Origin of the sequence: Nocardioides cynanchi (assembly GCF_008761635.1) — a bacterium.
GTDB lineage: Bacteria > Actinomycetota > Actinomycetes > Propionibacteriales > Nocardioidaceae > Nocardioides > Nocardioides cynanchi.
Genome location: NZ_CP044344.1, coordinates 1,337,947 through 1,362,266 on the forward strand (window position 1 = coordinate 1,337,947; position 24,320 = coordinate 1,362,266).

Annotated in this window: 25 protein-coding genes; 16 read left to right on the top strand and 9 right to left on the bottom strand. The window is 69.2% G+C overall.

Annotated elements, in window-relative coordinates; genetic code table 11:
* Positions 1-20: 20 nt before the first annotated feature.
* From E3N83_RS06665 to E3N83_RS06680, 4 genes are all read left to right on the top strand, one after another.
* The gene (locus tag E3N83_RS06665; RefSeq protein WP_238343097.1) at positions 21-548 is read left to right on the top strand and encodes a beta-class carbonic anhydrase; all 528 of its coding nucleotides are present in this window, start codon (positions 21-23) and stop codon (positions 546-548) included.
* Positions 549-660: 112 nt separating this feature from the next.
* On the top strand, positions 661-3,258 hold the full coding sequence (locus tag E3N83_RS06670; RefSeq protein ID WP_191907987.1) for an ATP-binding protein: 2,598 nt from the start codon (positions 661-663) through the stop codon (positions 3,256-3,258).
* 93 nt (positions 3,259-3,351) lie between these two features.
* Positions 3,352-3,603, top strand: coding sequence for a DUF4242 domain-containing protein (locus E3N83_RS06675; protein ID WP_151082555.1), 252 nt, complete (start codon positions 3,352-3,354; stop codon positions 3,601-3,603).
* Positions 3,603-4,145 (top strand): hypothetical protein, encoded by a 543-nt coding sequence (locus tag E3N83_RS06680; protein WP_151082556.1) that lies wholly within the window; start codon positions 3,603-3,605, stop codon positions 4,143-4,145. Before E3N83_RS06675 ends, E3N83_RS06680 begins: the two co-directional genes overlap by 1 nt.
* On the opposite strand, the gene E3N83_RS06685 is transcribed toward E3N83_RS06680, so the two are convergent.
* From E3N83_RS06685 to E3N83_RS06690, 3 genes are read right to left on the bottom strand one after another with little or no spacing between them, the layout of a single operon-like run.
* Positions 4,132-4,662, bottom strand: a complete 531-nt coding sequence (locus E3N83_RS06685) for a GNAT family N-acetyltransferase (RefSeq protein ID WP_191907988.1) — start codon at positions 4,660-4,662, stop codon at positions 4,132-4,134. The genes E3N83_RS06680 and E3N83_RS06685 overlap by 14 nt on opposite strands.
* Entirely contained in the window at positions 4,659-4,841 is a 183-nt protein-coding gene (locus tag E3N83_RS19480) for a hypothetical protein (protein WP_191907989.1), read from the bottom strand. The genes E3N83_RS06685 and E3N83_RS19480 overlap by 4 nt, the downstream gene beginning before the upstream one ends.
* A 39-nt stretch (positions 4,842-4,880) precedes the next feature.
* Positions 4,881-7,028, bottom strand: coding sequence for a DNA gyrase/topoisomerase IV subunit B (locus E3N83_RS06690; RefSeq protein ID WP_151082558.1), 2,148 nt, complete (start codon positions 7,026-7,028; stop codon positions 4,881-4,883).
* Positions 7,029-7,367: 339 nt separating this feature from the next.
* Between E3N83_RS06690 and E3N83_RS06695 the strand changes: the two genes are divergently transcribed.
* From E3N83_RS06695 to E3N83_RS06730, 8 genes are all read left to right on the top strand, one after another.
* A complete protein-coding gene (locus E3N83_RS06695; RefSeq protein WP_238343098.1) occupies positions 7,368-7,619 on the top strand; it encodes a DUF7455 domain-containing protein in 252 nt (83 codons plus the stop codon).
* 104 nt (positions 7,620-7,723) lie between these two features.
* Positions 7,724-8,197 carry a DUF456 domain-containing protein gene (locus tag E3N83_RS06700; RefSeq protein WP_151082560.1) on the top strand — a complete coding sequence of 158 codons (474 nt, stop codon included), beginning with the start codon at positions 7,724-7,726 and terminating at the stop codon, positions 8,195-8,197.
* Positions 8,198-8,202: 5 nt separating this feature from the next.
* Positions 8,203-9,045: an EamA family transporter gene (locus tag E3N83_RS06705; protein WP_238343099.1), complete on the top strand. Its 843-nt coding sequence runs from the start codon at positions 8,203-8,205 to the stop codon at positions 9,043-9,045.
* Positions 9,046-9,177: 132 nt separating this feature from the next.
* Complete coding sequence (locus E3N83_RS06710; protein WP_151082561.1) at positions 9,178-10,350, top strand: PP2C family protein-serine/threonine phosphatase; 1,173 nt, start codon at positions 9,178-9,180, stop codon at positions 10,348-10,350.
* Entirely contained in the window at positions 10,344-12,293 is a 1,950-nt protein-coding gene (locus tag E3N83_RS06715; RefSeq protein ID WP_151082562.1) for a glycosyltransferase family 2 protein, read from the top strand. The genes E3N83_RS06710 and E3N83_RS06715 overlap by 7 nt, the downstream gene beginning before the upstream one ends.
* Positions 12,293-12,613: an STAS domain-containing protein gene (locus tag E3N83_RS06720; protein ID WP_151082563.1), complete on the top strand. Its 321-nt coding sequence runs from the start codon at positions 12,293-12,295 to the stop codon at positions 12,611-12,613. The genes E3N83_RS06715 and E3N83_RS06720 overlap by 1 nt, the downstream gene beginning before the upstream one ends.
* A complete protein-coding gene (locus E3N83_RS06725; RefSeq protein ID WP_151082564.1) occupies positions 12,603-13,007 on the top strand; it encodes an ATP-binding protein in 405 nt (134 codons plus the stop codon). Before E3N83_RS06720 ends, E3N83_RS06725 begins: the two co-directional genes overlap by 11 nt.
* 333 nt (positions 13,008-13,340) lie before the next feature.
* Complete coding sequence (locus tag E3N83_RS06730) at positions 13,341-13,628, top strand: hypothetical protein (protein WP_151082565.1); 288 nt, start codon at positions 13,341-13,343, stop codon at positions 13,626-13,628.
* A gap of 126 nt (positions 13,629-13,754) precedes the next feature.
* Here the strand turns inward: E3N83_RS06730 and E3N83_RS06735 are convergent, their stop codons facing one another.
* The 5 genes from E3N83_RS06735 to E3N83_RS06755 all read right to left on the bottom strand — a co-directional run bounded on the left by E3N83_RS06735 (position 13,755) and on the right by E3N83_RS06755 (position 18,998).
* Positions 13,755-14,069, bottom strand: coding sequence for an ArsR/SmtB family transcription factor (locus tag E3N83_RS06735; RefSeq protein WP_151082566.1), 315 nt, complete (start codon positions 14,067-14,069; stop codon positions 13,755-13,757).
* Positions 14,066-14,539 carry an SRPBCC family protein gene (locus E3N83_RS06740; protein ID WP_151082567.1) on the bottom strand — a complete coding sequence of 158 codons (474 nt, stop codon included), beginning with the start codon at positions 14,537-14,539 and terminating at the stop codon, positions 14,066-14,068. The genes E3N83_RS06735 and E3N83_RS06740 overlap by 4 nt, the downstream gene beginning before the upstream one ends.
* A 529-nt stretch (positions 14,540-15,068) precedes the next feature.
* Entirely contained in the window at positions 15,069-15,335 is a 267-nt protein-coding gene (locus E3N83_RS06745; protein WP_151082568.1) for a hypothetical protein, read from the bottom strand.
* 622 nt (positions 15,336-15,957) lie between these two features.
* Complete coding sequence (locus tag E3N83_RS06750) at positions 15,958-17,148, bottom strand: ScyD/ScyE family protein (protein ID WP_191907990.1); 1,191 nt, start codon at positions 17,146-17,148, stop codon at positions 15,958-15,960.
* A 905-nt stretch (positions 17,149-18,053) separates the two neighbouring features.
* Positions 18,054-18,998 carry a metallophosphoesterase family protein gene (locus E3N83_RS06755; RefSeq protein ID WP_151082570.1) on the bottom strand — a complete coding sequence of 315 codons (945 nt, stop codon included), beginning with the start codon at positions 18,996-18,998 and terminating at the stop codon, positions 18,054-18,056.
* A 378-nt stretch (positions 18,999-19,376) separates the two neighbouring features.
* On the opposite strand from E3N83_RS06755, the gene E3N83_RS06760 reads away from it, so the two are divergent.
* From E3N83_RS06760 to E3N83_RS06770, 3 genes are all read left to right on the top strand, one after another.
* Positions 19,377-20,372: an ATP-binding cassette domain-containing protein gene (locus E3N83_RS06760; protein ID WP_151082571.1), complete on the top strand. Its 996-nt coding sequence runs from the start codon at positions 19,377-19,379 to the stop codon at positions 20,370-20,372.
* Positions 20,369-21,133 (top strand): ABC transporter permease, encoded by a 765-nt coding sequence (locus E3N83_RS06765; protein ID WP_151082572.1) that lies wholly within the window; start codon positions 20,369-20,371, stop codon positions 21,131-21,133. The genes E3N83_RS06760 and E3N83_RS06765 overlap by 4 nt, the downstream gene beginning before the upstream one ends.
* A 120-nt stretch (positions 21,134-21,253) precedes the next feature.
* Positions 21,254-21,415: a Flp family type IVb pilin gene (locus E3N83_RS06770; protein WP_151082573.1), complete on the top strand. Its 162-nt coding sequence runs from the start codon at positions 21,254-21,256 to the stop codon at positions 21,413-21,415.
* 1,344 nt (positions 21,416-22,759) lie between these two features.
* Here E3N83_RS06770 and E3N83_RS06775 read toward each other — a convergent pair.
* On the bottom strand, positions 22,760-23,026 hold the full coding sequence (locus E3N83_RS06775; RefSeq protein ID WP_151082574.1) for a hypothetical protein: 267 nt from the start codon (positions 23,024-23,026) through the stop codon (positions 22,760-22,762).
* A 458-nt stretch (positions 23,027-23,484) separates the two neighbouring features.
* On the opposite strand from E3N83_RS06775, the gene E3N83_RS06780 reads away from it, so the two are divergent.
* Entirely contained in the window at positions 23,485-24,258 is a 774-nt protein-coding gene (locus E3N83_RS06780) for a hypothetical protein (RefSeq protein ID WP_151082575.1), read from the top strand.
* Positions 24,259-24,320 lie beyond the last annotated feature (62 nt).

Genomic DNA, 24,320 nt, shown 5'->3' on the forward strand with positions numbered 1-24,320 from the left:
GGGACGCTAACGTCGGCTGCGTGACCGACCCCTTGAGCCGGGCCGACGAGCTCCCCGGCGACTTCGACGACCTGCTCGCCGCCAACGCGTCGTACGCCGAGTCCTTCGACGACGCCGACTTCGACGGTGTCGCCCGCGCGGGCGTCGCGGTGGTGACCTGCATGGACTCCCGGATCGACCCGCTGCGGATGCTCGGTCTAGGCCACGGCGACGCGAAGATCTTCCGCAACCCCGGCGGCCGGGTCACCCCCCAGGCCCTCGAGGCGCTCGTGCTCGGCACCCATCTGCTGGGTGTCGACCGGATCCTGGTCGTCCCGCACACCCGCTGCGCGATGGCATCGTCGTCGGAGGCCGAGCTGCATGCCCGGGTGTCGGCGTCGGCGGGCATGGACGCGAGCTGGTACCCCTTCCACGTCGTCGAGGACCAGCTGGAGTCGCTGGCCGAGGACGTGCACAAGGTCCGCTCGCACCCGCTGATCCCCGACTCGGTCCGGGTGGGCGGCTTCCTCTACGACGTGGACACCGGGCAGATCACCCGCCACGCCTGAGGGCTCGCCGAACCATCGCGCGATCCGCGTCGTATCCCCGGTCCTGCGGGCGCCTCCTCGACCCACGAGGAAGGCGATGGACGTAGTCGCCGGGTGGAGGGAGAATACGGCCGTGTCGCTGCTCGAGAGGGAGACGCAGCTCGGGTCGTTGCTCCAGTACGCCGACGAGGCCCGCGGCCGCGCCGGCCGCCTCGTCCTGATCTCCGGCGAGGCCGGGGTCGGCAAGTCCTCGCTGGTCGAGGAGCTCCAGCTGCGCCTCCCCGCCGCGACCTGGGCCTGGGGCGCCTGCGACGGCCTCTTCACGCCTAGGCCCCTCGCTCCCCTGCATGACATCGCCCGGGGGCTCGGGGGCGACCTCCTCGAGCTGGTGCGCAGCGCGGCCTCCCGGGACGAGATCTTCGACGAGGTGCTGCGGGCGTCGGCCGCCGTCGACGACGTCTCGGTCCTGGTCATCGAGGACGTGCAGTGGGCCGACGACGCGACCCTCGACCTCCTGCGCTTCCTGGGCCGGCGGATCCGGGACCTACCGCTCCTCCTGCTCGTCACCTTCCGCGACGATGCCCTGGCGCCGGCCGACCCTCTGCGCGTCGCGGTGGGCGAGCTGGCCGGTCAGCGCGGCACCCGCCGGATCGACCTGCCACCGCTGACGTCGGCGGGGGTGCGCCGGCTGGCCGAGGGATCGTCGTACTCCCCCGACGAGCTGTACCTGCTCACCGGCGGCAACCCCTTCTTCGTGGTGGAGGTGCTCAGCGACGACGGCACCGAGATCCCGGCGTCGGCGCGCGACGCCGTCCTGGCTCGCGCCGCTCGGCTCAGCGGCCCCGCCCGGGCGACGCTCGACCTGGCGTCGCTCGACTCCTGGCGCGTCGACCCCGACCTGCTCTCACGCGCGGGCGGCGTCGCGATCGAGACCCTCGACGAGCTGCTCAGCTCGGGGCTGCTGAAGGCGGAGGGCGACGCCCTGCGGTTCCGGCACGAGCTCGCCCGTCGGGCCATCGAGTCCGAGGTGCCGCCGCACCGCTGCCGGGCCGGACACCAGGCGCTCCTCGACGTCCTCGTCGAGGACGACTGCGACGACGAGGCGCGACTGGCCTACCACGCCGAGGAGATCGGCGACCCGGGGCTGGTCGCCCGCTACGCGCCACCGGCAGCGCGACGGGCGGCCGAGCTGGGCGCCTACCGCGAGTCCGCCGCGCAGTACGAACGCGCGCTCCGCTTCCCTCCCGACGACCAGCACGAGCTGGCCGAGCTCTACGACGAGTACGCCGACCAGCTCGCCCTGGTCGACAGCTGGCCGCGTGCCGCGGAGGCCCGCGAGCGGGCCATCGAGCTGTGGCGCGAGCTGGGCGACGATCGCCGCGAGGGCTATGCCTACCGCCGGCTCGGGTCGGTCTACTGGCGGCTCTGCCAGGGGGCCCGGTCGAACCACGCCATCGCTCGCTCGCTGGAGCTCCTCGAACCGCTCGGACCCGACCCCGAGCTCGCCCGCACCTTGTCGACGCAGGCGTTCCAGCTCTGGGCCGACGGTGACGTGGAGGCCGGACGCGCCATGCTCGCCCGGGCCGTGACGATGGCCGAGCAGGTCGGAGACGCCGCGGTCAGCAGCGACGTCCTGAACAACGCGGCGTTCGCGGCCTTCCTGCTCCGCCAGGACTGGCGGCCCCAGATGGACCGGGCCCTGCAGACCGCCTTGGCCGCCGGCGCGGAGGCCCAGGCCGGTCGCGCCTACGCCAACGCCTACACGTTCTTCATCGCCCAGTACCGCTTCGCCGAGGGAGAGCGCTACTGGCGCGACGGTGTCGCCTACTGCGACGACCGCGACATCCCGACGTACGGCACCTGCCTGCGCGGCCACCGAGCGGTCGCGCTGCTCGACCTCGGACGGTGGGACGAGGCAGCAGCCCTCGCCCGACGGGTGCTGGCCACCGAGGCGAGCCCGGTCAACCTGCTCACCTCGCAGGTGACCCTGTCTCTGGTGCTGGCCCGGCGCGGGGAGCCCGGTGCGCTGGAGGTCATCGATCCCGGGGTGACCGAGGCCGACAGCCTCGCGGAGGCCGAGTGGATCGCGGCGACCCGGCTGGCCCGGGCCGAGATCCGGTGGCTGGCCGGCGACCACGACGGCGCCGTCGCCGACCTCGCCGTCGTCCGCGCGGCGATCACGCCGATGGACTATCTGGAGGACGCCCGGCTCAGCGTGTGGGAGCAGCGGCTTCTCGGGGTCTCCGCACCGGCCTCCCCCGCGCCCGGCCCGTGGGCGACGTCGCTGATCGGCGAGCATGCGGCCGCGGCCACACACTGGGAGCGCCTGGGCTGCCGCTACGAGTCGGCGATGTCGCTCCTCGACTCCGACTGCGAGGACGACCTGCGCGAGGCCATCACCCGGTTCGAGTCGCTGGGCGCGGACGCCGCGGCGCGTCGGACCCGGCAGAAGATGAAGGAGCTCGGGCACCGCGCCGTACCGGCGGGTGCCCGCGCGACCACCCGCGAGCACCCGGTCGGGCTGACCCGCCGCGAGGACGAGGTCCTGGCCCTGCTCTGCGAGGGCCTGACCAACGAGGAGATCGCCGGAAGGCTGGTGGTCTCGACACGCACCGTCGACCACCACGTCTCCGCCGTCCTGGCCAAGCTCGGCGTGGGCTCGCGCGGTGCCGCGGCGGCCCGGGCGCGGGCCCTGAGCCTGGTGCCCACCGCGGTGCCGGCGACAACCTAGGCAGCGCGGCAGGCGAACCTGGGCAAGTCTCCCGATGAGGGAGAGCCCCCCGGATTCCTACGGTGAACGCACCACACACCGAAAGGACATCTGATGCCGCTCTACATGGACATCCACCACCTCGAAGGTCCGGTCTCGGCCGACGACGTGGCCCAGGCCCACATGGCCGACCTGCAGACGCAGGACAAGTACGACGTGAACTACCAGCGCTACTGGGTCGACGAGGCCACCAGCACGGTGTTCTGCCTCGTCGAGGCGCCGTCCCCGGACGCCGCCAACACCGTGCACCGCGAGGCGCACGGCCTGGTGGCGGACTCCATCCACGAGGTCAAGGAGGGGTCGTGATGACGCTGCGTCGCATCCTGGCCGCTACCGCCGTGACCCTCGCCGTGACCGGCGCCGGCGCGACGGCGCTGGCCGCCGGGAGCGCGAGCGCCGCGTCGCCGAACCTGCCGGCCCAGATCCGGTCCGCCACGGCGGAGTACCACAGCCTCGCCGCCGCGAAGGCCGACGGCTGGAACGGGCTGTTCCATGACGTCAACGGGCTGACCTGCATCGAGGACACCGACACGCCCTCGATGGGCGGGATGGGCTTCCACTGGATCAACAGCGCCAACATCGGCTCCACCGACCCGACCAAGCCGGCCGCGCTGATCTACGCGCCCGGACCCTCGGGACAGGTGCGGTTCGCCGGCATGGAGTACCTCGTGCCGGACCCGACGGGCACCACGCCGCAGCCCTTCCTGGGGGACCAGGGCTTCATGTACACGCCGCCGGGCAACCGGTTCCTCGGGGACACCGGGTTCTGGTCGCTCCACGTCTGGGCCTGGCAGCACAGCCCGGCCGGCCTGTACTCGATGTGGAACCCGGCCATCAGCTGCCCGTAGGCCGCTGACGACCCAGGATCACCTGGTCGCCGCCAAGACCCGGTCCGACCACCTGCCAGCCTTCGCTGGCGTAGAGGTGGCGGGCCGGGTCGTCGGCGTCCGCGGTCGCCATCAGGGTCCACCGGCTGTGCGGGAGGCCCCGGGTGAGCGCGCGCAGCAGCGCCCGGCCGACCCCTCGACCGCGGGCCGGCTCGAGCACCCCGAGGCTGACCAGCTCGAAGTGCCCGCCCAGCCAGATGGCGGCCACGGTCGGGTCGAGCACCTCCGCGGCCCGGTCGGTCCACCACTGTCCGTGCTCCCCGGTGTAGCCGTAGGCGAACCCGACCAGTCGAGGCTTCCCGTCGACCGAGCCGTACGCGCGGGCGAGCCGGAACCCCGCCCGGGCGACGTGCCCGTCCCACGTCCGGCGCCGCCACGCGTCGACGTCGTCGTGGTCGCCGAACACCGCGTCGTACACGGGCCAGAGCTCGAGGGTGTCCGTCTCGTCGACCGACGTGACGACGTCGTACGACGTCACGGCCGGGAGTTGGGAGACCGCTCCGGGCCCACGCCCTGCTGACGACGGACGGCGTCCGCCTCGCGGTGGCGTGCGGCGTCGACGGTGCCGTGCTTGACCGCGAGCCGGATCACGCCGTACAGCACCAGCAGGGCGAGCACGGGGAAGATCAGCAGCTCGACCACACCCATCGCGAACATGGCCGGATCGTACGCCGTGGCACCGCGCGGCGCGGGAGGTCAGGCGTCCAGCGCCTCGACGTCGACGTCGTAGGCGCCCTGCACGATGAACTCCTTGCGAGGCGCGACGTCGGAGCCCATCAGCAGCTCGAAGACGTCGGCGGCCACCTCGGCGTCGTCGACGGTGATCCGGCGTAGGGTGCGGTGGCGAGGATCCATGGTGGTCTCGGCCAGCTGCTTGGCGTCCATCTCACCGAGGCCCTTGTAGCGCTGGACCGGGTCCTTCCAGCGCTGGCCCTTCTTGGCCAGCTCGGCCAGCTTCCGCTGGAGCTCGGCGTCGGAGTAGGTGTAGACGTACTTGTCGGTGCCCTTCTTCGGGCTCGTCAGCTCGATCCGGTGCAGCGGGGGCACGGCGGAGTAGACCCGGCCGGACGCGATCAGGTCCGGCATGTACTTGAAGAACAGGGTCGCCAGCAGGCACCGGATGTGGGCCCCGTCGGAGTCGGCGTCGGCCATGAAGATGATCCGCCCGTAGCGCCGCGCCTCGAGCTCGAAGGTGCGTCCTGAGCCGGCACCCACGACCTGGATGATCGAGGCGCACTCGGCGTTCTTCAGCATGTCGCCGACCGAGGCCTTCTGGACGTTGAGGATCTTGCCGCGGATCGGCAGCAGGGCCTGGAACTCCGAGTTGCGGGCCAGCTTGGCGGTGCCGAGGGCGGAGTCCCCCTCGACGATGAACAGCTCGGTGCGGTCGTTGTCCGTGGCCCGGCAGTCGGCCAGCTTGGCCGGCAGCGCCGAGGACTCCAGGGCGTTCTTGCGGCGCTGGGTGTCCCGCTGCTGCCGGGCCGCCAGCCGGGTCTTGGAGGCCCCGACGACCTTCTCCATCAGGAGCTTGGCCTGGGCCTTCTCGGCGCGCTTGGTCGAGGTCAGGAACTTCTTGAGCTCCGCCGACACCACCCGGCGTACGACGCCCCGCACCGCCGGCGTCCCCAGGATCTCCTTGGTCTGCCCCTCGAACTGCGGCTCCGCCAGCCGCACCGTGACCACGGCGGTCATCCCCTCGAGCACGTCGTCCTTGATCACGTCGGCGTCGTTGACCTTGAGCGCCTTGGTGGCCTTCATCACGTCGTTGAAGGTCTTGGTGATCGCGCTCTCGAAGCCGCTCACGTGGGTGCCGCCCTTGGGCGTGGCGATCACGTTGACGTAGGAGCGCAGCTCGGTGTCGTAGCCGGTGCCCCAGCGGACCGCGACGTCGACGGTGAGCTCGCGCTCGACCTCCTGCGGGGTCATGTGCCCGAGGCTGTCGAGCATCGGGACCGTCTCGGTGAAGTGGTCGACGCCCTGGAGCCGGAGCACGTCGGTGACCGGCTCGTCGTGGGAGAGGTACTCGGCGAACTCGCCGATGCCGCCGTCGTGGCGGAACTTCTCCTCCACCGGGGTGTCGCCGCGCAGGTCGCGGATCACCAGCTCCAGCCCCGGGACGATGAACGACGTCTGCCGGGCCCGGCCGAGCAGGAGGTCGAACTCGAACGTCGCGTCCCTGGTGAAGATCTGCCGGTCCGGCCAGAAGCGGATGTGGGTGCCGGTCTTGGCCTTGGCGACCCGGCCGCCCTTGCGGGTCAACCCGGACTTCTCGGTGAACGGCGCGTCCGGTCCGTCGCCGGCGAAGACCCCGGGGACCCCGCGCCGGAAGCTCATCCCCTGCTGCGACGGCGACCGGTCGACGTCGACGTCGAGCCGCGCGGACAGGGCGTTGACCACCGAGGCCCCCACCCCGTGCAGGCCTCCGGTCGCGACGTACGACGAGCCGCCGAACTTGCCGCCGGCGTGCAGCTTGGTGAAGACCACCTCGACGCCGGGCAGGCCGGTCTTGGGCTCCTTGTCGACCGGGATCCCGCGGCCGTGGTCGTGCACCTCGGCCGAGCCGTCGGGATGCAGGGTGATCTCGATCAGGTCGCAGGCGCCGGCCAGGGCCTCGTCCACCCCGTTGTCGATGATCTCCCACAGGCAGTGCATCAGGCCGCGGGTGTCGGTCGAGCCGATGTACATCCCGGGGCGCTTGCGGACCGCCTCCAGCCCCTCGAGGACGAGAAGGTGCGCTGCGTTGTAGGTGTTGTCGGCGATCGCGGTGCTCCTGGGTCGTGCGGCTGGTCCAGCGGTTGTGATTCGGTGGTGGTGCGGTTCTTCCTCGGTGGTGGTGCGGTTCATCCTCGGTGGTCGAGCGAAGTCGAGACTACCGGCGACACGCCGACCGCCGACGAAGCCACGCTGCGCCCCCGGGAGTGAGGTCGGGGCTAGCGTGTCCCACATCACGAACCGGACAAGATTCACGCATCGATTACCCGGATCCGAACCGCACCGCCCGCTCAACCGTCACACTCAACAGAAGAGAAACCATCGCGGCCGGCAGTGCTTGAGGCATGGACCTTCGCGCAGCGGGCACGAAGACCGTGATGGGATCGTGGTATCGGAAGACGCGTCGCGACCGGGGGGTCACCACGGGAATGTTCCCACCCTCTCGTTACGTTGGACATGACACCGGAACACATGAGAAATGAGGCCGATGTGACCACTGCTGTTGCCCCGAGCTCCGCACACCTGAGTGCTGCGGACCGCTGTGACCGTTGCGGAGCGCAGGCCTACCTGAAGGTCGAGCTCCAGTCCGGCGGCGAGCTGCACTTCTGTGCACACCACGCCCGCGAGCACGGAGACAAGCTCCGTGAGATCGCGGCCAACCTGGTCGACGAGACCGACAAGCTGAAGGCCACGCCGGCGATCGCGCCAGAGGGCGAGCTCTGACCCGAGCAGCCAGACACCTGGCCCCACCGCACTGACCGAGACCCCGGACCGATCTGGTCCGGGGTCTGGTTCGTCCGGGGGTCGGCTGTGGGAGGCTTCGCCGCGTGACCGGCACCGACGTCATCTGCGGCCTCCTGGTGGTGGTCGGGCTGTTCGGGATCGTCGTCCCCGTGCTTCCCGGCACCCTCCTGGTGCTGCTGGGCATCCTGGTCTGGGCCTCCGCAGACGGCTCGGGCGCCGCCTGGGCGGTCTTCGCGGTCGCCACGGCGTGCCTGGCGGTCGGCGCCGTGGTGAAGTACGCCGTACCCGGACGCCGGCTGCGGGCCGCGGTCCCGACCAGCACCCTGGTGGTCGGTGGAGTCGGAGCGGTGATCGGCTTCTTCGTGATCCCGGTGGTGGGGGTCCTGCTGGGCTTCCCGGTCGGGATCTACCTGGCCGAGCGCGCGCGGGTCGGTGCGGCCGGGGCCTGGCCGTCCACCCGTGAGGCACTGCGGGCGATGGGTCTCAGCGTCCTGATCGAGCTGGCCGCCGCCGTGGTCGCCGTCGGTGTCTGGGTCACCGGGGTCGTGCTGACGTGATCGCGGTGGTGCTCGCCGTCCTCGGGGCGGCGTCGTACGGCGTCTCCGACTTCATCGGCGGACTCGCGTCACGTCGCACGTCGGTCTGGCCGGTCGCGATCCTCTCCTGCACCGGCAGCCTGATCGGGGCGCTGTTCCTGGCGGCGTTCGCGCCCGGGCACGCGAGCTCCTCCCAGCTGTGGTGGGGCGCTCTGGCGGGCATCGGCGCGGGTGCCGGCACGGCGTTCCTCTACCGGGGCCTGGCACAGGGGCGGATGGGCGTGGTCGCGCCGGTCTCCGGGGTGGGGGCGACCGTGATCCCGGTCCTGATCGGGGTGTGGTCCGGAGAGCGGCCCTCACCTGTGGTGTGGCTCGGCATGATCGCCGCCCTGCCGGGGATCTGGCTGGTGAGCAGGGAGGAGTCGGGGCCTCCGCCTGAGCCCGGGTCGACGTCGGCCCGCGGCAGCGGCCTCCTCGACGGCCTGCTGGCCGGCCTGGGCTTCGGCGTGCTCTTCGCCGCCCTCGGGCAGGTGCCCGCGGACGCCGGCTACTGGCCGCTGGCGACGGCAGAGGCCGCCTCCGTGGTCACCGTCGTGGTCGCCTGTGTGGCGCTGCGCGGCTCGCCACTGCCCCATGCCGCCGAGCAGTGGTGGGGGCTGCTCAGCGGACTCCTCGCCGCGGCGGCCGGGGTCTGCTTCCTGCTGGCGACCCATCGCGGGCTGCTCAGCGTCTCCGCGGTGCTGGTCTCGCTCTACCCCGCGTTCACCGTGGTCCTGGCCGCGCTGGTGCTGCGCGAGCGGATCCACCGCGTCCAGGCGGCCGGTCTCGCCCTGTGCGCCGTGGCCGTCGTTCTCGTCGCCGCCGGCTGACCACTGCCGGATCCGGTGGGTTCCCGGCCGCGCACGGGACTTTCGCCCCTTCCTCCGCGGTTTCCCCACGCTCGTCAGCGGCGCTGGATAGCCTTTGCCTTGGTAAAGAAAGGTCCTCGGGAAGGTGACTCTGTGGCTACATCCGAACCGCTGCGCCTTGCAGCGCTCTACGAGCTCGGCCTGCTCGACACCCCCCCGGAGGAGCGCTTCGACCGGGTCGTGCGCCTGGCCAAGCGGATCTTCGACGTACCCATGGTCGCGGTCAACCTGATCGACGAGGACCGCCTGTTCACCAAGTCCGCGATCGGCGTCGAGGCCGGTGGCAGTACACCACGCGACATCTCCTTCTGCCCGCGGACCATCGAGACCGGCACCTCCCTCGTCGTACCCGACGCGCGCCAGGACCCGCGCTGGGCCCGCAACCCCCTCGTCACCGGTGACCCCGGGATCCGGTTCTACGCCGGCGCCCCCCTGGCTGCTCCCGGAGGCGAGCTCGTGGGCGCGCTGTGCCTGATCGACGACGAGCCCCGCGACCTGTCCCCCACCGACCACGCCCTCCTCGAGGACCTCGCCCGCTGGGTCGAGGTCGAGCTGGCCGCCGACGCCGACGCCCTCCAGGCCCGGGAGATCCAGAAGCGGCTGCTCCCCCGCCATCCCCCCGTGATCCCGGGCTACGACATCGCCGGACGCTGCCAGCCGGCGCTGCACGTCGGAGGCGACTACTTCGACTGGCACCTGCTCGACGACACCCTCCTCCAGTTCACCGTCGCCGACGTGATGGGCAAGGGGCTCGCCGCCGGGGTCATCGCGGCCGGCGTCCGCACCGCGCTGCGGGCCACGGCACGCTTCAACACGCTCAGCGACGCGATCCGGCTGACGGCCTCGAGCATGCAGGACGACTTCGACAACACCGGCACCTTCGCCACGCTGTTCACCGCCCGGCTCAGGCCGTCCCAGGGTCACCTCGAGTACGTCGACGCCGGGCACGGCCTGGCGCTGATCGTGCACGCCGACGGCGAGATGGAGCAGCTCTCCTCGCGGGACCTGCCGCTGGGCTCCGACCTGGACACCAACTGGCAGAGCCAGGAGTCCCGGCTCGCCCCGGGCGACACCCTGATGGTGGTCAGCGACGGCCTGCTCGACATCTATCCCGAGCCCGACGACGTCCTCGAGGCGGCCCGCAAGCTCGCCGCGTCGGACCGCACCGCGGAGCAGATGTGCGACCGGATCATGGACGCCAGCATCGGACACGAGGTCGCCGACGACCTGACCGCCCTGGTCATCCGGCGGGAACCGTCATGGTGAGGAAGGCGCTCACCCGGCTGATGGTCACGCTGACCCTGCTGCTCGGCTCGTTGTACGTCGGTTGGCGGTGGCTGTTCTCGGTGAACTGGCACAGCTGGTGGATCGCCCTGCCCCTGGTCATCGCCGAGACCTACGCCCTGATCGACGCGTTCCTCTTCGGGATCACCGTCTGGCGGATGAAGCTCCGCGGCGACGCTCCGCCGCCGCCGGACGGGGCGACCGTCGACGTCTTCATCACGACCTACAACGAACCGGTCGAGATGGTCGCGGCGACCGCGCGAGCGGCCCGGGCGATCAGCTACCCGCACCAGACCTGGATCCTCGACGACGGCGACCGGCCGGAGATGCGGAAGATGGCCGCCGAGGTCGGACTCGGCTACGTCACCCGCAGCGTCGACTGGGTCGACCGGCCGCGGCACGCCAAGGCGGGCAACCTCAACAACGCCCTGCTGGTCACCGAGGGCGAGTTCATCCTGATCCTCGACGCCGACCAGATCCCCGACCCGTCGATCCTGGACTGCACCCTGGGCTGGTTCCGCGACGAGGAGGTCGCGCTGGTCCAGACGCCCCAGTGGTTCAGCAACGTCACCGGCTCGGACCCGCTCGGCAGCCAGGCCCCCCTGTTCTACGGCCCGATCCAGCAGGGCAAGGACGGCTGGAACGCGGCGTACTTCTGCGGCTCCAACGCCGTGCTGCGGCGCGAGGCGCTGATGCAGCTCGGCGTGGTCGGCTACGTGCGCGAGGTGCACGTCGCCGTTCGCGACGCCCTCGCGACGGCGGACAAGATCCTGACCCGGGCCCTGCGCACCTCGCAGGCCCAGGGCCGGCACGCGATGGCCGCGGTCGCCAACGTCCGCACCGCTGCCCGCTCCGCCCGTCGGGCCCTCGACGCCGGGGACCACGTGGGCGACGTGACCTACGCCTTCCAGGCCGCGGTGGACTCCGCGTCCCGTTCCTTGGTCAACCACGACGTGGCCGTGATGCGCGCCGACCTGGCGTCGTTCAACCTGCCGGCCGAGCTCAGCTCCGAGGCCGGGCTGCTGGTGATCGACGACCGGGCCCTCGAGCAGCTGGCCGACCGCGAGTGGTCACCGCTCGGGGCGCTCGAGTCGGTACGCCAGCTCGTGCGCTCGGTCGACGTGGACCGCGCGGACGAGGCCCAGCCGATGATGCCGATGGCCACCGTGTCGGTGACCGAGGACATGGCCACCTGCATGCGGCTGCACACCCTGGGCTGGAAGTCGGTCTACCACCACCAGATCCTGGCCCACGGGCTCGCCCCCGAGGACCTGGGCACCATGCTCCAGCAGCGGCTGCGCTGGGCCCAGGGCACGCTCCAGGTGCTCTTGAAGGAGAACCCCCTGGTCCAGAAGGGCCTCACGCTGGGGCAGCGGCTGATGTACTTCGCCACGATGTGGAGCTACCTGGCCGGTTTCGCCGCCGTGGTCTTCATGGTCGCACCCGTGACCTACCTCTGCTTCGGCGTGAAGCCGGTCAACTCCTACGGCCTGACGTTCATCTCGCTCTTCATCCCGTTCGTGGTCGCCAACCAGCTGCTCTTCCTCGTCGTCGGGTACGGCGTGAAGACCTGGCGCGGCCACCAGTACAGCCTCGCCCTGTTCCCCCTGTGGATCCGCGCGTGCGTCACCGCCGGTGCCAACGTCTACCTCGGACGCCCGCTCGGCTTCGTGGTGACCCCCAAGACCCGGCAGGAGCGCTCGGGCTTCCCGTGGCGGCTGGTGTGGCCCCAGGTCGTCGCGACGGTCGTGCTCGTGCTCGCCTGCGTGATCGGGGTGGTCCGGCTGTGGCTCCACGCCGAGACGAGTACGGTCGGCACCGCGGTCAACCTCGCCTGGGTCGCCTACGACCTGCTCGTGATCAGCGTCATCTACCGCGCGGCCCTCTACCGCGCACCCGAACCGACAACGGAGGCAGCACACTGATGTCAGAGGACACGCGTACGGCGGTACTCACCCCCACCGGTCGACTCAACATGGTGGCTGCGCCCGCCCTGAAGAGCCTGATCGAGGAGAGCGTCGCTGACGGCCGGGACCGCGTGGTGGTCGACTTCAGCGAGGTCGTCTTCATCGACTCCTCCGGCCTCGGGGCCCTGATCGCGGGGCTGAAGTGCACCCGGCAGTCCGGTGGTGACCTGCGGATCGCCAACGTCCCCGAGCAGGTGGTCGCGGTCCTGCGGCTGACCAACCTGGACCGCGTGCTGCGCGCCCACCCGACCGTGGCGGCCGCATCCCATGAATGGTGACTACGTCCTCGACGGACTCGCGGTTCCCGACAGCCTGGACCTCCTCCACGACCTGCTCGAGCAGGTCGGCGTCGACCACCCGGAGCTGTCCGGATCCGACCTGATGCTCTTCGAGACCGCCGTCATCGAGGTCGCCGGCAACGTCGTGGAGCACGGCAAGCCGCCGGGTGAGGTGCGGTGGCGCTTCCGGCTCGCGGTCCGCCCCGACCGGCTCGAGGGCACCCTGTCCGACAGCGGCGAGGAGTACCCCGGGGGCGCCTGGGGCACCGACATGCCCGACCTCATGGACGAGGACGGGCGAGGCCTGGCACTGGCCACGGCGGTGCTGGAGTCGTTGGTCTACAAGCGGTCCGGCGACGTCAACGAGTGGACGATGGTCCGCCACCTCTCGTGACCGGCGGCTCCGTCGATCTGCAGCGTGAGCACGTGCGCCACCTGCCTCGCCCCGGTCACCACGGCGGCTTCCGACGCCACGGGGTCCTGTCCGGGCTTCGCCATGCCCGGCATCCATGACTGCTCCTGGTCGTCGCCGTCGTGGTGGCGGTCGGGATCGTGCTCGTGGCACGCTCGTGACGCTGAACGGCCTCCGCCTCACCGCAGGCTGGGGGCTTCTCCGAAACGACGAAATCCGTAGGTGAAAGTCGCGTCACACCTGCCGGTGCGCTGCGTCACATCTACAAGGAGGCACACCGATGCGCACACCATCCCCCCGCCGCGGTGACATGTCATGACCACAACGAGCGCCACCCGCGTCACCGTCGACTGCCCCGCCTGGTGCAACGTCACGCAGGCCCAGCACCTCCGCGAGCTGCGCTGGGAGGGCAACACCACCCACTGGAGCGACTCGCGCAGCGGTGACGGTTGGGAGATCCGGCACACCGCCACGGCCACGGCCGACGGCTCGCCCAGCGGGCCGGCCCGTCTCTACGTCTCCACGCCCGGTGGCCTGACCCTCGCCAGCGCCGAGGCCCTCGCGCTGACCCTCCTGGCGACGTACGAGGAAGCCAGCGACTGAACCTCATCGAGTTGCGGCGCCGACATCCCCCCACGGCTGCTGCGACCTCCGTAGATCGCCCGTGCCGCCTCCTGGCACGGGCGATCTGGGTTTCGGGGCCCTGCAGCGAGCCGGGGGGACATCGGGTCAGGGAGCCTCGGCCAGCCGCTTGATCTGAGCCAGCCGTTGCTCCCAGGCACCCGCGATCCGCTCCAGCTCCGAGGCGACGTCGGTGAGTCGTCCGCCGATGGCGCGGTGCACGAGCTCGCGCCCGACCTGTTCGGTCTCGACCAGCGACGACGCCCGGAGCACCTCGAGGTGCTTGACGATCGCCTGCCTGCTGATCGGCAGCTCGCGGGCCAGCGCCGACGCGGAGGCCGGGGCCTCCCCCAGCCGGGTCAGGATCGCCCAGCGGGTGTCGTCGGCCAGGGCGGCGAACACGGGAGCCAGGCTCGCGGTCATGCGCCGGCCAGGTAGGTCCGCGCCGCACCGAGCTCGGTGTCCCAGCCGTCGACGTTGCCCGCCCGGTCCGCCAGCCACACCGCCCGGTCCGGGCTCAGGCTCGCGAACCCGCTCTCGGTCACCGACAGCGTCACCCCGCCGGCGCGGGGCGAGATCCGGAACTCCACCAGCGTGGACCGCTCGGGGCGCTCGTCGTTCGCCGCGTGCAGCCAGCGGAAGGCGGCGTACGACGGACGGTCGGCCTCGACGGTGAGCAGCTGGAACTCGCCGTGCCGCGGGTGGGTCAGCACGGTGACGTCACCGTCCTGGCGAAGCACCGGCTCGTCGTCCACGGTCCCGTCGTTGATCCACCAGCCGGGTCGGGAGACCAGGTCCCAGACCCGGTCGGCCGTCGCGTCGATGTCGATGCTCTTCTCGATCCGGTCCAGTGGGTCGATCGCCGTGCTGCCGGATGACTGCTGATGGGTCATGTCGGTTCCTCCGCGTCGTCGAGATGTGCAACTTCAATATTGCAGGTCAACGCCAGTTGTGCAACCCGTTGATTGCACTCATCCGACTCCCTCACGCCCTCACCCCAAAGGGTGGGTTCGAGCGTGGGGGCGGGTCCTTACCATCGGCTGAAGGTCCGGTCCCCCGTCCGGGTCAGCGCCCTGCGAATGCCGACGGCACCGCAGGGCGCATCCTCGTCCGGAGCCGGTCGACCCCGGTGGCCGGGCAAGGGACCAAAGTCCTTTTCCCCGGCGCCGGGCTCACGTAATCTGAACCTCAGATGCCCGCTGGTGACCCGAGACGCCGGCGGGCATCACTGTGCCCGGACGCGCCGGTCGACGGGTCAGGCCAGTCGCCCGGCAGCCGGGACCTTCGCCCCTCCTGGTCGCAGCGTCGTTGACATACCATGAGTATGGAACGAGGAACCCGGGGGGAGCCTCGATCCGCGGCCCCATCCGCTCGGCGCGGGTGGGGCCTTTGTCCATCCCGGCTCCGGTCCGACGCCGACGCTCAGCCGAGCGCCTCGCGCAGGTTGCGCCGGACCCGTTTCAGCCCGGCGCTCGGGTCCGATCCGTCACCGGGACGGCCGTGCTGGGCGTACTCCAGCGCGACGTCGGCCTCGAACAGCGCCTCGCGCATCTCGGGGTGGGAGCCGTCGAGCGCATCGCGGAGCCCGGCCACCGCCGCCTGGAGGCCGGCATGGTCCAGGTCGCCGCGCTCGTGGTCGGCCAGGGCCGCCAGCAACCGGGCCCGCATCCGCTCGTAGTGGTCGTCCACGACCTGCCCGCTCCGCCCCGCCGCCTCAGTCGAGGTAGTCGCGCACTAGGGACGTGTGAACGCTGTGCATCTGAGCGTCCCGCGCCTGCACATGGCGAGCGCTGTGGGGTGCAATATCTTCGACTGAGATCGGCGCGAATTCCACCGCGCCACCGTAGCGCGTGACCCACAGTGTACGAGTGGGTCGGCGGCTCACAGAATCCCGCCAACTGCTTCGATCCCTGTGGCTACGAGCAGCCTTCGCGGACCTCCACTGCGGTGCGATGGCGAGATGGTGGCCGTCAACTCCACCATGTGCGGGCGCGCACGCCGCACCGTGGACGGTCTACACGGCCGACGGCGACATCGAGTCATGCCGCGATGGGGTGCCGTCAGCCCAGGAAGGAGCTGGTGATCCCGAGACCTGGGGCATCGTCATGCCCGGGCACGCGCTCACATGCCGATGACCGTTTGGATCGTGGAAGTCGATGGCACGATGCGCCGTGCTCACACGGCTGGCCGCATACGTTCGGCCTACTACCTTTGGGAATGGCCGGCTTGTACTTGGGCGGCAGCCTTCCGCGGCGAAGATGGAGAGCCGGTCGGCGCCCGGTGTGTGCGGCGCCGACCGGCTCTTGCTGTTTCAGTGGTTGACGGACACGCGCATGACTCCGCCACTGACGCCCGGTGCTGATGATCCGACGGTGACATACATCGCGCCGTCCGGCCCTTGTGCAATGCCTCCTGGCACCGGCAGCTGGCCCAATCCGAAGTGAGCCTGGGCTGTCGGGTGCGCGAACGGGATCTGCACGATGTCACCGGGCGGGTTCGCGCCAAGCCCGCCGGCGAACATCTCCGCGGCCCAGAAGTTGCCCTGGCGGTCGAAGGTGCATCCGGTGATCGTGGTCAGCCCGGTGGCCCACTTCGTGGGTGCGGTCGGATAGTTGGCGTTCGGGTTGACTCGCCACACGCTGGAGAAGCCACCGGTGCCGGGCGGGACGAACAGGTTGGATACGAAGTCGAGGGTGCCGACGTACAGGTAGCCGTCTGGGCCCTGCGCGATGCAGGTCGGCGTGGCGTCGCGGAACGCCCCGAAGTCCTCGTTCGGGATGTAGGACACCACGCGCGCGTTACCGCCCGGCATGATCTCGCTGATCGTGTTCGCTCCGGCATCCGCCACGAACGTACGGGCGCGACCGGCGCCCTTGGTGACCAGCACGCCGTATGGGTTGGAGTCGGGGAAGTCATCAGGGAACAGACTGGAGTGATCGCCTGTCCACTGGTACATCTGCGAGCCGACATTCGACTTCGATTCCGCGGCGCCGGTGTTGCCGTCGAGGCGGTACAGGTGCCCGGCCTGCCGGTCGACTACCGATCCGCCCGTGGCAGCGCGAATGCCCGGCGTCGACTCGCTGGTGATCATCAGCACCCGGCATGCGCGAGGGTCCTCCTTGCAGCCGTTGGGCACCACGCTGAGCCCCTCGGGGCCCAACACGTCCGGCGGCGCGGACGGATCCTCGGTCGCGTAGAGCGAGTTGAACTCTTTCGTCCACGCCGGAGTGGTCGAACCCCAGGTGAACTTGTCCACCTTGCCCGTGTGTGTCAATCCGGCCGGGCCGCTGCCCGCGACCCCGGACTCCGAGACGTACATGCTGCCCCTGGCATCAAACACGATCCCGCGCGGCGCAGCCAGGCCACCGAGCACCGGTCTGATCGAGACGGACGGATCGGCCTGCGCAGCACCGGCATTCACCAGCGAGCCGGCGGCGAGCGCAGCAATACCCACGGCTGTGGACAGAACCGAACGCCTGCCGATACGACGACGAATTAGCATGACTACCCCTCCTCTGGCGCCACGTAAGCGCGGTGTGACGGGCGCCGATGCCCGGCAAGGTACGCCGACCGTGCCGGGACCGGAAGAGCGAATCGCCGGTGGGGTGTCGATGCCCGCCGCGCCCGGGAGGTCCTCGGAGGTCATCGTCGCGCCCCGCTACGGCGCCCCCGGGTCCTGGCACTTCACGGCGCCCAGAAAGGCGAGGTGTCGAACTCGGATGGCCCCCGGTCCTAGCCCGGTCGCAATTGAGGCGCACGCGCATCGCATCCTTCACCCCTCACTGCATCAAGTAATGGGCGACCACCCAGGACTATGGTCCCGACCAAGAGCCCGGGATGCCGGGGCTTAACCCGGGCCCCAGCGCCCCGCCCGTCGCCAACCGTGCGGGGCGCCACAACACCGGAGACCCAGCTCCCGCCCCTGGGCATCGTCATGTGCCTGCTTGCTCAGGTTAGGTGATGTAGCGACGGGAACCTGGGCATATGGTTTCCGCAAGGCGCAGTGCTTTCTCCCAGAATCCCAGCGCCACCGATGCCCGCTGGTGACCCGAAGCCGGCGGGCATCGTTAAGCCGGTCCCTCAAGTGACCCACGTGAGTGTGCGCTCCGCGGGGGTACGGTCTGCCGGGGGTGCAGTCATGGTCAACGCAATTCTCATGCTCGTCGCGGTTGGGGCGCTCATGGTTCTCACGAGCTTCTGGTGGCCCAAACGCCGCTGAGGACCCGAGACCTCGGCGGGCATCGTCATGTCTGGGCGGGTGAAGCCCTCCCGGTTCCCCTAGGTCACCTGCTGGATTCCAGCACCTTGGGACACGCGGCTGGCCGTCAGAGGTTTGTGGGCCCTACAAGGGTGTGACCATCACCGCTGGCACGCAGAGCGGCCTCGGGCTGGCTCTGTTGCGTTCGGTCAGTTGCAGGTTGCTGAGCCTGAGTCGCGGATGGTTGAGGCCTCGTCGAGGAACTGCCAGGAGTACGAGCCGTCTTGGAGAGTGAGCTGGAGGACACCGAAGGCCTTGACCCTCTTCTCACTGGTGGGCTGAACGTAAGGGAATCCAACCAGGCTCCTGCCACCGGTGCCGACGACGAACTCTCGAATGCCGTCCCCGGCCACTGACCCGTTGGGAGCCATCTGGGCGAACCGCTCGTAACTATGGGTGTCCCCTGCGAGAGCCAGGTCCGTGTGTGCGGCGTACAGGTCCTGCCAGAAAGCATCGAAGGTAGCGTTTCCGGGCGCCTTCTTGCCCGAGGTCCACCTCGGCTCCCCCCAGTAGGCGGCGATGCAGGCGGCGCTGGTAGAGGCCAGATCGGATTGAAGCCACTGCTCCTGCGGTGAGCCAGCACTGTGGTCGATCTCAGAGTTGAGCGAGATGACATGCCAGCCGCCCATCTCGAAGGAGTAGTACGACGGCACACCGAAGTAGGTGAAGTAGCCGGCCCCACCGATCTTCCCGTAGTCGTGGTCCCCCGGACTTGGGAACGTCACGCCCTTCAACTGACCCCACCCGGTCGGGTCGTAGGCGTTGCCCAACTGTGTCGTCGTCGCTGTCGGATAAATGTGATCGCCCAAAGTCCATACTGCATCCGAACCCGCGAGAAGCCTGCCGGTGTACTTCTGCCGACACTGCGTGGCCGTCCCATCGCCGTTGTTGTATGCCGCAACGGTGGTGCCACACGCAATGTCACCGGCCACCGAGACCACCACTGCTCCGGTCAGCACAGCCTGAGCGGTGGCGCGAAGACCAAAGGGAGAGGACAGCATGCCAGCGGCCAAGGCCGCCGCTACTGCCACGGCAAGGCCCACGCGACGAAGCGCGGAAGAGCGCGCACGAGCCCTGCAGATCATCTTCGGCATCCCCCACCATAAGAGCGGTCTACCGTTTGCACTTCCCCCTAAAAGGGGGTGCCTAGACGGGCGAAGTGCGTACCCACCATGTTGCCGCATGGTCCGTCATGGCGAGATCAGCCGCTTCGGCTGAGTCCTAACCAACTAAGGCGGCCGTCAGCCTGCTAGCCAGGTTGGCGGCCGCCGACGCCTAGGTGCTTCAGCCGGATGATGCAGGTTTGGATATAGGGCTGCAGTTGTGGGTTTGGGCCCAAGCTGAGTGCGCGGCCAGACCGGCTCGAACTCAGGTGCCCACGAGTCATGCAATCCGGAAGTCCGCCGGCACCGTGCCTCGAGGAGAGGAAGGAGTCTGGAAGGTGCTGACGCACATGGGAGAAGGAGGTTCAAGTGATTGAAGTGCGCGAGGTCAGCAAGCGGTATGCGCGGACGGTAGCGCTGGACAAGATGTCGTTCGAGGTCAGGCCGGGGGTGGTGACTGGTTTTCTCGGCCCGAACGGTGCCGGGAAGTCCACGACATTCCGCATTCTGTTGGGACTCGACCGCCCCGATGAGGGGTCCGGCCGTGTGCTTGGTAGGCGGTACGCGGATCTGCCTCGCCCGATGACCAGGGTCGGTGTGCTCCTCGATGCTCGCGCCGTCGCGCCGCGGCTCTCGGCTCGCAACCACTTGCTTGCCTTGGCGCGCTCCAACGGTCTGTCGCGGAGCCGAGTCGACGAGATGCTGGAGCTCAGCGGGCTTGCGGGGGCAGCCGATCGTGCGGTCGGGCGGTTCAGCCTGGGGATGGCGCAACGACTTGGGATCGCTGCTGCCTTGCTGGGCGATCCGCCAGTCTTGATGCTTGACGAGCCGGTGAACGGTTTGGACCCGGACGGAATTCTGTGGTTGCGAGAGCTTCTACGCGACCTGGCCGCGGAGGGAAGGACTGTGTTCCTGTCTTCGCATCTCATGAGTGAGGTGGCGCTGACCGCCACGGACCTCGTCGTGGTCGGTGCGGGTCGAGTGATCGCCGAGACGACGGTGGACGAGGTGGTAGACCGGGCGTCCGAAAGCGGCGTGACTGTCCGGAGCCCCGAGCTGCATCTCTTCGCGGAGGTCTTACGAGCTCGCGGCTTTGATTGCACCGCACTCCAAGAGGACCCCCCTGCCGTACTTGTCAGGGGTTGTCGTACCGACGACGTAGGGCAGGTGGCCGCAGAGCATGGGATCGTCCTCCACGAGCTCGCGCCGCGGCGGGCCTCCCTCGAGGACGCCTACTTCGAGCTCACCCGCAACGCCGCTCAATATCAGTCGAGTCGCTTGCCCGGGCCAGAAGCCGATGACGCCGCCCGAGCGGACGCGAGTGGTCCAGAGACCGCCTCGGCTCCGACGGAGGTGGCCGCATGAACGCGCTGGCATCCGCGGCGCACGGAGAGTGGACAAAGGTGCGGGCAGTCAGGTCCACGTGGGCAGCCGTAGGAGCTTTCTTGATCGTCATGGTTGGAGTCGGCCTGGCGGTCACCGCGACCGCGGACCCTGCCAATCTCACGGTCGGCGAACGCGCGGCGTATCACCCGGTCAGTCAGGCGATGAGTGGGGTCTTCCTGGGGCAGATCGTGCTCAGTCTCCTCGGGGCACTGATGGTGACAACTGAGTTCACATCCGGCTCCATTACCACGACGCTGCTCGCCGTTCCGCGTAGAGGGATCTTGCTGCTCTCGAAGAGTCTGGTGCTGGTCGCGGTGGTGCTGCCACTGGCCATCCTTGGCACTGGGTCAGCCCTCCTCGTGGGACTGCAGATCCTCACCTCGAAGGGCCTCGGGGTCGGTCGGACCGGCATCGTCACGGCCGCCCTGGGGGCACCGCTCTACCTGACCCTCACAGCCCTCCTCGGCCTTTCGCTCGGCGTAATCCTGCGCTCCACGGCCGGGGCCGTTTTCGCTCTTACCGGACTACTGTTCCTCGTCCCCGTGTTAGTGGGGCTTCTCCCGGCGGCCGATGCGATCGGCCGATGGTTGCCAGCCCAAGCCGGCCAGGCGGTCCTGGTACCAAAGGGCACTTCCGGCTACCTGACCCCGGGCGCTGGCCTCCTGGTCCTCGGCCTATACACAGCGGTACTCACTCTCGCGGCCGTCCAGTCGTTCCGCCTGCGTGACGCCCGAACCTGAATCGCTTGAAGTTCGGTGAATAGCCGCTAGCCGCTAGCCGTCAGCCTTGGCCATCAGAAACTCAGAACCTCCGACCATTACGTAACGCCCGCTCATGGCGCCGCCCGAGCGTCGCCCGATTTGCTGCCGAGACCACAACACGCCGTCGAGTACGGCCTGCTCATCGCCGGCATCGCCGCCCTGATCGCGATCATGGTGTTCGCATTCGGTGGCGTGCTGAGCCACATCTTCAAGAACATGTGCAACAAGGTCGGCTCGGGCGCCAGCGCCGGCACCTGCTGACCCCTTGCTTGACCCGATGCCCGCCGGGACCCCGGCGGACTTCGACATGCCCGGTGGTTGACCCACTTCGGTGACGCTCCCGCGAGACCACCGTCCTACATTGGTAGTCGGGGCCGCGCCATTGACCTCACCCTGGCCCTGCCAATCTCCCAGTCCGAACTGCTGGACATGGGCCAGGGTGGTCAGGGTCGCTGGTGCGGGCAGCCGGTTTCTATTCGGCTCGATCCCCGCAGGTGACCCGCGACTCCAGCGGGCTTCGTCATGCTTCCCGCAAACGCCTTGTCACGCCGATGACAGGGACTTCCGCTCGCCATCTTGAGCCCGTCGAATGCATGGCCGGCAATGTGCGCACCGCGCTCAATGGGGCGGGGCGGGCGATGGCGTGGCTGGACAGGCTCCTACACCTCCCATGCGGTGGCGCGAAACCGGGACAAGGTGGCCGTGGTGGAAGGCCGACCAGGACCCGGTTACCCAGACCGAGGGGTCCAGGGGGTGTCGTTCTAGTCGGAACGTCAGGTGATGGCGTTTGGCCACCAGGCTTCTGGCGTCGTCCCTGGTTATTTGCCATCCGGCTCCGACCAGCGCTGGGCGGTAGAAGGCTCGGGCATGGTCCAGGTTGTGGAGATCGAGGGCGTAGGAACACTCGGCCGGTCCTGAGTCGCCACCGCCCGGGAACCCAGCGGGATGTCGGAGCGCGTCGAGCGCTGCTTGGATCTGGGACAGTCGTCCGGGCGCCGGGGCACCGCTCCGCTCGAACGCAGCTGTGCAGGGCGGACTGGAAAAGTAGCCGCCTCGCTTGTGCTCGATGGCGGCTCGTCCGGCCACCGCTAGCGCGATCACACTGCTGCCCGAAACGAGCAAGGCGGTCAGCCACGCCCAGCCGAGCCGCCCGGCCGTGGTAGCTGCGAAGAACGCGATCGCCGTGCCCAGAGCGGGCGCGAGCCAACCAGAGCGAACCGCCTGCAGAAGATCCGAACTGGTCGTGGTGTTCCCGTAGGTCTCCAAGAACCCCGCCGACACCAGCGAGCCGCCGACGCCCACGACCCCGGCCAGCACGAACAACGAGAGTGTGAACACCCGATTCATAAGGGGAGTTTCGCCCTCGGGTAACTCACCGACCAGAGCTTAGGTACTCAGGCCAGTGTCGAACGTCAGTCTCCTGGGGACGCCACCGTAAGTCAGCATCCCCAACCCCGTGAGGACAGCGGGCGAGGTCGTCGAGGGGTGCTTGAGGGCTGGACTGTGTTCGTGATCACCGCCGTAGGTGGCAGCTTCGCGGCCCTTCTTCCACTCCGGGGACTCCCGGTAGCCCATTACGGTCAGCACACGGACGACGGTGCCCCGTTAAGTGGCCGACGCGTTCTGGTCGAGAGGCCAGGTCAGGTTCTCATAGTTTGCGTCGTACCAGCGGATGTGGACTCTGGCGTCCACGTCGTCCCGGCCGAGGTCGCATCGCATGGCCCGGCTCATGGCTGTGTCGACGTCGCGGAGGTGTGCGACGTGGATGCGGATCTCGGGCGCGTCGGCGAGGCGGACCAGCCAGCAGCCTTCGGTATAGATCGCTGTAGCCGTCACCTGTGTGATCCCTGGCGGCTGCAGCTCGACGGTCATGGCGTCAGGCTAAAGGTTGGCGCAGGCCAGGGAGACACGCCAGTCAGGCTCCGTTCAGGTAGGCGCCAGCTGCACAGTCGACATCGCCGAATGTGCACGACCCGCTCAGTGGGCGACGTGCAAGCCGAGTGTTGCAGCCGACCTCGAAGAACGAATCGATGGCGGCTTGGACCGCTAATTCAAACCGGCGTCGGTTCCCCGCACCCTTCGGTGGCAGGTACCCCGAGCCCTGAAGTCAGAGTTGTCCAACTCACGCCGAATGAGTACCCGCTCGACGAACTCTTGCTCGTCCGCGACCTCGATGATCACTTCCATGGGAACCCTGTACCGCCGCGCCATCAAGCGAAGGTACAGCCAACCGTTCATCGGCATGCGCGCTCTCGGACAGCGGCATGTGCTAATCGTCGACTCATGAACGCCACCTATGGTCGGCGTCAGCCAATCCCAAGGAGATCTACATGGCTCGTCTGCGAACAAGCTTCCGACCTGGAATCGCCCTGACGGGTCTCGCCCTGACGGGGCTGCTTGCTGGGGTCGGCGCGGCCACTCTCGCACCCGCTTCGGAGGGCGCTACAGGCCGGACGCTGATCCGCCACCCCCACCCTTCGCCATCCCACTTCACTCGCGGCGTCATCAACAACGAGTGGTTCCCACTCAAGGCCGGAACCCGCTACGTCTATCGCGGCGTCAGCGGACACGCAACCGTCCGCGACGTGATGGAGGCGACCTACCGGACCAAGGTCATCGAGGGGGTGACCTGCCGCGTCGTCCTCGACCGCGGTTACGCGCATGGACGGCTCACCGAGCGCACCTTCGACTGGTACGCCCAAACCAAGGCCGGCGTGGTCTGGTACTTCGGGGAGAACACCACGACCTTCGACAAGTCCGGACACCCAACCGGCCATGAAGGTTCGTTCCAATCTGGTGTCAACGGCGCGCAGGCCGGGATCTTCATGACCCCGCACCCTCATATGGGTCCCGTGTACGCGCAGGAGAACTTGCCTGGAGTCGCTGAAGACAGGTTCACCGTCTTTCGTCACGGCGGGCAGGTGTCGGTACCGCTTCTGACCTCCCGGAGTGCCCTTGTCACCAAGGAGTTCAGTCCCATCGAGCCCGGAGTCATCGAGCACAAGTTCTACGTGCGCAATGTCGGCGACGTATACGACGTCACCGTGCACGGTGGGCACGAAGATGCCCGACTCGTCGCGGTGACCCACTTCCCGCACCCCTGACGGAGCCTCAAGCTCCCTGATCGGTGTCGGTTTCAAGCTTCATGTGACGGGACGAGGTCTGT

Coding starts and splice junctions, on each gene's coding strand:
- E3N83_RS06675 (WP_151082555.1), top strand. CDS start 3,352: ATGCCGCTCTACATGGACATCCACCACCTCGAAGGTCCGGTCTCGGCC.
- E3N83_RS06680 (WP_151082556.1), top strand. CDS start 3,603: ATGACGCTGCGTCGCATCCTGGCCGCTACCGCCGTGACCCTCGCCGTG.
- E3N83_RS19480 (WP_191907989.1), bottom strand. CDS start 4,841: ATGTTCGCGATGGGTGTGGTCGAGCTGCTGATCTTCCCCGTGCTCGCC.
- E3N83_RS06690 (WP_151082558.1), bottom strand. CDS start 7,028: ATGAACCGCACCACCACCGAGGAAGAACCGCACCACCACCGAATCACA.
- E3N83_RS06695 (WP_238343098.1), top strand. CDS start 7,368: ATGAGAAATGAGGCCGATGTGACCACTGCTGTTGCCCCGAGCTCCGCA.
- E3N83_RS06715 (WP_151082562.1), top strand. CDS start 10,344: ATGGTGAGGAAGGCGCTCACCCGGCTGATGGTCACGCTGACCCTGCTG.
- E3N83_RS06720 (WP_151082563.1), top strand. CDS start 12,293: ATGTCAGAGGACACGCGTACGGCGGTACTCACCCCCACCGGTCGACTC.
- E3N83_RS06725 (WP_151082564.1), top strand. CDS start 12,603: ATGAATGGTGACTACGTCCTCGACGGACTCGCGGTTCCCGACAGCCTG.
- E3N83_RS06730 (WP_151082565.1), top strand. CDS start 13,341: ATGACCACAACGAGCGCCACCCGCGTCACCGTCGACTGCCCCGCCTGG.
- E3N83_RS06735 (WP_151082566.1), bottom strand. CDS start 14,069: ATGACCGCGAGCCTGGCTCCCGTGTTCGCCGCCCTGGCCGACGACACC.
- E3N83_RS06740 (WP_151082567.1), bottom strand. CDS start 14,539: ATGACCCATCAGCAGTCATCCGGCAGCACGGCGATCGACCCACTGGAC.
- E3N83_RS06750 (WP_191907990.1), bottom strand. CDS start 17,148: ATGCTAATTCGTCGTCGTATCGGCAGGCGTTCGGTTCTGTCCACAGCC.
- E3N83_RS06755 (WP_151082570.1), bottom strand. CDS start 18,998: ATGCCGAAGATGATCTGCAGGGCTCGTGCGCGCTCTTCCGCGCTTCGT.
- E3N83_RS06765 (WP_151082572.1), top strand. CDS start 20,369: ATGAACGCGCTGGCATCCGCGGCGCACGGAGAGTGGACAAAGGTGCGG.
- E3N83_RS06775 (WP_151082574.1), bottom strand. CDS start 23,026: ATGACCGTCGAGCTGCAGCCGCCAGGGATCACACAGGTGACGGCTACA.
- E3N83_RS06780 (WP_151082575.1), top strand. CDS start 23,485: ATGGCTCGTCTGCGAACAAGCTTCCGACCTGGAATCGCCCTGACGGGT.